This is a genomic window from Spirulina sp. CS-785/01 (genome assembly GCF_028330525.1).
Classification (GTDB): Bacteria; Cyanobacteriota; Cyanobacteriia; order Cyanobacteriales; family Spirulinaceae; genus JAQMSD01.
This window is the reverse complement of sequence record NZ_JAQMSD010000163.1, coordinates 1-5,022: the sequence shown is the minus strand read 5'-3', so window position 1 is coordinate 5,022 and position 5,022 is coordinate 1. Positions and strand designations below refer to the sequence as shown.

General features: G+C 45.6%; 5 protein-coding genes. 3 read left to right on the top strand and 2 right to left on the bottom strand.

Annotated features, from left to right (window positions below):
• Window positions 1-222: 222 nt before the first annotated feature.
• The gene (locus PN462_RS10850) at window positions 223-1,011 is read right to left on the bottom strand and encodes a dienelactone hydrolase family protein (protein ID WP_272128212.1); all 789 of its coding nucleotides are present in this window, start codon (window positions 1,009-1,011) and stop codon (window positions 223-225) included.
• A gap of 67 nt (window positions 1,012-1,078) precedes the next feature.
• On the opposite strand from PN462_RS10850, the gene msrB reads away from it, so the two are divergent.
• Genes msrB through PN462_RS10835 form a run of 3 tightly spaced genes read left to right on the top strand, consistent with a single transcriptional unit; the run spans window position 1,079 to window position 3,586 of the window.
• The gene (gene msrB / locus PN462_RS10845; protein ID WP_272128211.1) at window positions 1,079-1,480 is read left to right on the top strand and encodes a peptide-methionine (R)-S-oxide reductase MsrB; all 402 of its coding nucleotides are present in this window, start codon (window positions 1,079-1,081) and stop codon (window positions 1,478-1,480) included.
• A 52-nt stretch (window positions 1,481-1,532) separates the two neighbouring features.
• Window positions 1,533-2,714, top strand: coding sequence for a hypothetical protein (locus tag PN462_RS10840; RefSeq protein WP_272128210.1), 1,182 nt, complete (start codon window positions 1,533-1,535; stop codon window positions 2,712-2,714).
• Between the two features lie 5 nt (window positions 2,715-2,719).
• On the top strand, window positions 2,720-3,586 hold the full coding sequence (locus PN462_RS10835; protein ID WP_272128209.1) for a mechanosensitive ion channel family protein: 867 nt from the start codon (window positions 2,720-2,722) through the stop codon (window positions 3,584-3,586).
• 104 nt (window positions 3,587-3,690) lie between these two features.
• On the opposite strand, the gene PN462_RS10830 is transcribed toward PN462_RS10835, so the two are convergent.
• On the bottom strand, window positions 3,691-4,488 hold the full coding sequence (locus PN462_RS10830; protein ID WP_272128208.1) for a Tab2 family RNA-binding protein: 798 nt from the start codon (window positions 4,486-4,488) through the stop codon (window positions 3,691-3,693).
• Between the last annotated feature and the right edge of the window lie 534 nt (window positions 4,489-5,022).

Genomic DNA, 5,022 nt, shown 5'->3' with positions numbered 1-5,022 from the left:
GACACCGTTGTTTCAGACACTTGTGAGAGACATTTTCTCCCCCTCTCCCAAGGTTGGGAGAGGGGGTTGGGGGGTGAGGGCGACTCCAAACCGCCATATCTCGTTACCCACCTTGACAGGGCTGGCAATGCCCACCCTACCTATTGCTACCTCTCAAGTGTTCCCTGTTCCCGAGTTCCCTTGCCTTACAAGCGAATAAACACTTTTTCAGCAGACCCTAACCTAGAAGAATAAATCTTGGAAAAATTGGCGCATGGCAGCCCAAGACCGTTGGTCGGCTTCGGCATTGTAGGCGGACCCTTGAGAGGGGTCGTTTCCGGCGTTGGGGTCGGTGAAACTGTGGACGGCCTCGCCATACAGGACTAACTGCCAGTCCACGTCTGCCTCCTGCATTTCGGTGATAAAGGCATCTACGTCTTCGGGGGGGACGAAGGGATCATCGGCCCCGTGGAGGGCGAGGACTTGGCCTTGGATGTTTTGTGCCTCTGCGGGGTTGGGGGTGTCGAGGTTGCCGTGAAAGCTGACGACTCCGAGAACTTCAGCCCCACTTCTGGCTAATTCTAACACTGTTCCCCCACCGAAACAGTAACCAATGGCGGCTAGTTGGTCGGGGAGGGAGAGGGGATGGTCGCGGAGGACTTCTAGGCCGGCTTGGGCGCGATCGCGCAATAATCCCCGATTTGATCGATAATAAGAGGCAAGTTCGGAGGCTGCTGCGTTGGTTTCAGGACGGATGCCTTTCCCGTAAATATCGGCAGCAAAGGCCACATAACCTAATTCTGCCAGTTCCCGTGTCCGTCGTTTTTCGTATTCTCCCAGTCCTTTCCAAGCATGAACGACCATTACTCCGGGTTGGGGGGTTTCAAGGTCGTCATCATAAGCGAGATAGCCTTCTAGGACTTGATCGCCGTGACGGTACTCGATGACCTCGGTTTGAATGGCGGCTTGGGCGGAGGTGGCCACCAGTAAGCTGAGAAGGGGAGTGAGGAAAAGGGGGACGATATATTTCATAATTGCTGAAAGAAGACAATATTTTGTAATATAAATTAACAAGAAGTTTATAAGAAAATTCGTTTCTATGGTGACTAAAATTCAAAAATCCGAAGAAGAATGGAAACAACAGCTAACCCCAGAACAGTTCAAAGTAACCCGTAAAAAGGGGACAGAACGGGCATTTACAGGAGAATACCACGATAATAAAGAAAAAGGGATTTATAAATGTGTGTGTTGTGGGACCGAGTTGTTTGACTCGGAGACAAAATACGACTCTGGGACCGGGTGGCCGAGTTTCTATGCTCCCATTCAAGAAGAAAATGTGGCTTATGAGAGCGATCGCAGTTTATTTATGACCCGAACAGAGGTACTCTGTGCCGCGTGTGATGCACATTTAGGTCACGTTTTCGATGATGGGCCTCGACCTACCGGAAAACGCTACTGCATGAACTCAGCCGCGTTAGATTTTGAGAAAAAAGAAAATTAATTTATTTTTATAGGGGTAATGCTTATATTGCCCCTATTTTTTTGCCAAGATTATGACCGATCCTCTGATTCGCTCCATTGTACAGCAAATTCAATCTTGGTTTTCTCAAGCGAATAAAGCAGTTGAGTCACAAAGCGGATTGGTTGATCTACCTGTCTCCCTGCAAACTCAGTTATGGCAGGAAATTCAGGGGTTATCGACTCCGATGTTGTATCAACGGAGTATTCAAGATGCGATCGCCTCTGCGGTAGAAAACTGGCAAAATAACTTAGAGGCCCCCAATAGTCTCGTTTTATTGGGTAATCCCGTTGAACCCATTACCCAGATTTTAGAAGACAGTTTAGACAACTGGCCAAGTCCCATCCTCCCCCCCAAAACCCTCCTCCCCACCCTAACTCGGCCTCCAACTCCCGAAAAAATAAAGTCTCAACTGCAAAAGGCCACAAAACCCTATCAACAACAGGAGTCTTCCCAAACCGTAGGGGATACCATTCCCTCAGAACAACTCGAAGACCGCAAAACGCTGTTAGTGATTCCCTGTTTAGAACAATGTTTCCTGCGGTGTATTGGGGGGTGGGAGGGGATAGAATATTTGCGAGATGTGGTGTTAGCGAGTCGTGATTGTTTTTGGGTGATTGGGTGTAATCACTGGGCCTGGGATTTTCTCAATTTTGTTTGTCAAATTAATGCTTATTTTGACCAAGTGCAACCATTACCGGAATTGGAAGGGGAAGCGTGTCAGGATTGGTTAGATGCCATAGCAAAAACCGTCATTGCGTTAGACTCTCCAGAAGAAGACCAAGAAAAGCGTCGTCACAGTTATTGGAAATCTCTCGCCTCTCAATCTTCTGGAATTAGCAGTATTGCGGCCTCTCTCTGGTTGCAGAGTTTGCGTATCTCTCCCGACGACTTCGACGAAGACACCCCTCCCTCCCTCAACTCAGAGTCTCTCCCCCCTCTCCAAGAAACCCAACCCTCTCTCCCCCATTTACCCCCCTTAACGGTAAAAGACCGCTATATTCTCCATTCTGTCCTCATTCACGGACGCATCACCCGTTCCCATCTTGCGTTAAGTTTAGGAGAATCGGCTAGTATTATTCAATCCTACGTGCAAGTTTTAATTCGCAAAGGATTATTACAGCAACAACAGGGACAATTATCTATTTATGCTGCCCATTATGTCAAATTAAAGACCGAATTAGCCAATAATAATTTTTTTGTGGGTGAGGATTAAAAAAGATGGCTCTATTTTCCCTAAATCAAGCTATAAATTGGGCTATTTTTCAGCAAGTTTTGGCTCAAAATAATGGAGAGTTATCCCAAAAACTCCTAACGGAAATCACGGTCAATAAATTATTGAAAGCGGCCTTAACGCTGTTAATTGCCTATGGACTTTTAGCCCTCATTCAATGGTTAACCAATTGGGCATCAGAACGAGTTGCCCGACGGTTTCGTTTATTAATTAAGCAAGCTCTCCCGTTTTGGAAAGGGTTAATATTAATTGTTGCCGTTTCTTATTTATTGAGTTTATTTCTGAATTTATCACAAGGTAATTTAATTGCTTTAACGGGAACAATTGCGGTTGCTTTGGGGTTTGCCTTTAAAGACTATGTAAGTTCAATTATAGCAGGTTTAGTAGCCTTATTTGAAGCCCCTTATCGAGTGGGCGATCGCATCATTATTGGCGACCATTTCGGGGAAGTTGTCGGCTACGGATTACGGGGCATTCAAATGAAAACTCCCGATGATAATTTAGTCACCATTCCCCATAATAAAACATGGACAGAAGCCATCTCTAATGCCAATAGTGGGCAACTCGAAGCGCAAGTCGCAACAAATTTTTACTTTGATCATACCATTAATCCAGATCAGGTCATTCGTATCTTATACCAAGCCGCTTATAGTAGTCCTTATACGCAGCTTAATTTACCGATTCTAGTAGTAATGGAGGAGCATCAATGGGGAACACAATTTAAACTCCGGTCTTATCCCATGGATGCAAGAGACGAATTTATTTATAAAACCGACTTAATTCGACGCGCAAAACAAGCCTTTTCCCGTCATCAATTCCCCTATCCCAAACGGTTTGATATTCAGGATAAGTAATTAATAATTAAACACTTTTAAACTTCGTTCGTAGTAAGCCCTTTAGGGCTTATTTCATCCCTAACCCAATACCCCGTTAAAAAAGAAGGATTTAAACCCCAAAACTAATCCCGTTTTAACAACCAAACGGCAGTCGTTGTCATCCCCGACTCATCCGGTTCAATCACCAAAAAATGTAACCCCTGACTCGCTAAAAAACGCTGTTGATAGGTTTCTGCGGCCTTCGCCACCGCTTCATCCTCAAAAGTAGCCAAAATCCAGCGATCGCGCAATCCACTTTCCAACACCAACCCCCCAGACTTCCCCGTTTCCGTCGGAATATACGTCACCCCATAGGGTTTCACCTCCCACAACCACCGGGCCAACTGCATCGACTGACGACCCCCATAAATTAAAATCCCCGGTATCGGCGTATTAGACGCAATACCAAAATTAAGCGGATTAAGCGATGCAGGCATTTCCTGAATAGGAATAGGCCGGCCCGAAAACGCCTCAAACACATCCCCCGCAGACAAACTCACAAACCGCCATTGGTCCCCCCACAAGTTTTCCGGGAGGGGTTGCGGAGGAGCTTGTTCAAGGTCAATATTAACCCCCCGTTGTTGTAAAATACTCTTGAGAGCCAGAGTCCGCCGCGTCGTTTCTAGGCTAACTCCTAACTCGTCTGCCGCCCTTTGCAACAACCCCACCGCCTGGGGACGAAAAACTTGTATTGCTTGGGGAAGGGGTTGTAAGGTTTTCAACTGAGAAAAAACCCAATCAGAATTTACATTACTTTGAGGACAAGTTTCATCCACTACAACATTACCCTCCCCATCACACACTAACAACAGCCAATCAATCTGAGAATTGCGACTCGGTAATTTAGTTAAATCGGCTTGTAAAATAGGTTCATTGGTCATTGTTATTAATTCTGAGTTGGTTTTAGGAGATAAGTTTATTGTAAGCTCTTTAGAGCTTACTACGAACCAAAGAGCTTACTTGGCTGTTTTAGGAGATCAGTTAATTCTAAGCATTCAGCTATCAGCCTTGACTCCGCGACTCTTCAAACTAACACTCCGTTGGCAAAACCTCTCAAACGGGAGAAAGTCCATCTATCAACCCGTTTTAACGGGTTTGAGCTATTAGCCTTGGGTTTTAACCCAAGGTATATAACCCAAGGTATATAAAGGGAGCTAACACTCCGTTGGCAAAACCCCTCAAACGGAAGAAAGTCCATCTATCAACCCGTTTTAACGGGTTTGAGCTATTAGCCTTGGGTTTTAACCCAAGGTATATAACCCAAGGTATATAAAGGGAGCTAACACTCCGTTGACAAAACCCCTCAAACGGGAGAAAGTCCATCTATCAACCCGTTTTAACGGGTTTGAGCTATTAGCCTTGGGTTTTAACCCAAGGTATATAACCCAAGGTATATAAAGGGAGCTAACACTCCG

What these genes read in the sequence shown, in the direction of transcription:
- PN462_RS10850 (WP_272128212.1), bottom strand. Translation starts at nt 1,011, where the DNA reads ATGAAATATATCGTCCCCCTTTTCCTCACTCCCCTTCTCAGCTTACTG.
- msrB (WP_272128211.1), top strand. Translation starts at nt 1,079, where the DNA reads ATGGTGACTAAAATTCAAAAATCCGAAGAAGAATGGAAACAACAGCTA.
- PN462_RS10840 (WP_272128210.1), top strand. Translation starts at nt 1,533, where the DNA reads ATGACCGATCCTCTGATTCGCTCCATTGTACAGCAAATTCAATCTTGG.
- PN462_RS10835 (WP_272128209.1), top strand. Translation starts at nt 2,720, where the DNA reads ATGGCTCTATTTTCCCTAAATCAAGCTATAAATTGGGCTATTTTTCAG.
- PN462_RS10830 (WP_272128208.1), bottom strand. Translation starts at nt 4,488, where the DNA reads ATGACCAATGAACCTATTTTACAAGCCGATTTAACTAAATTACCGAGT.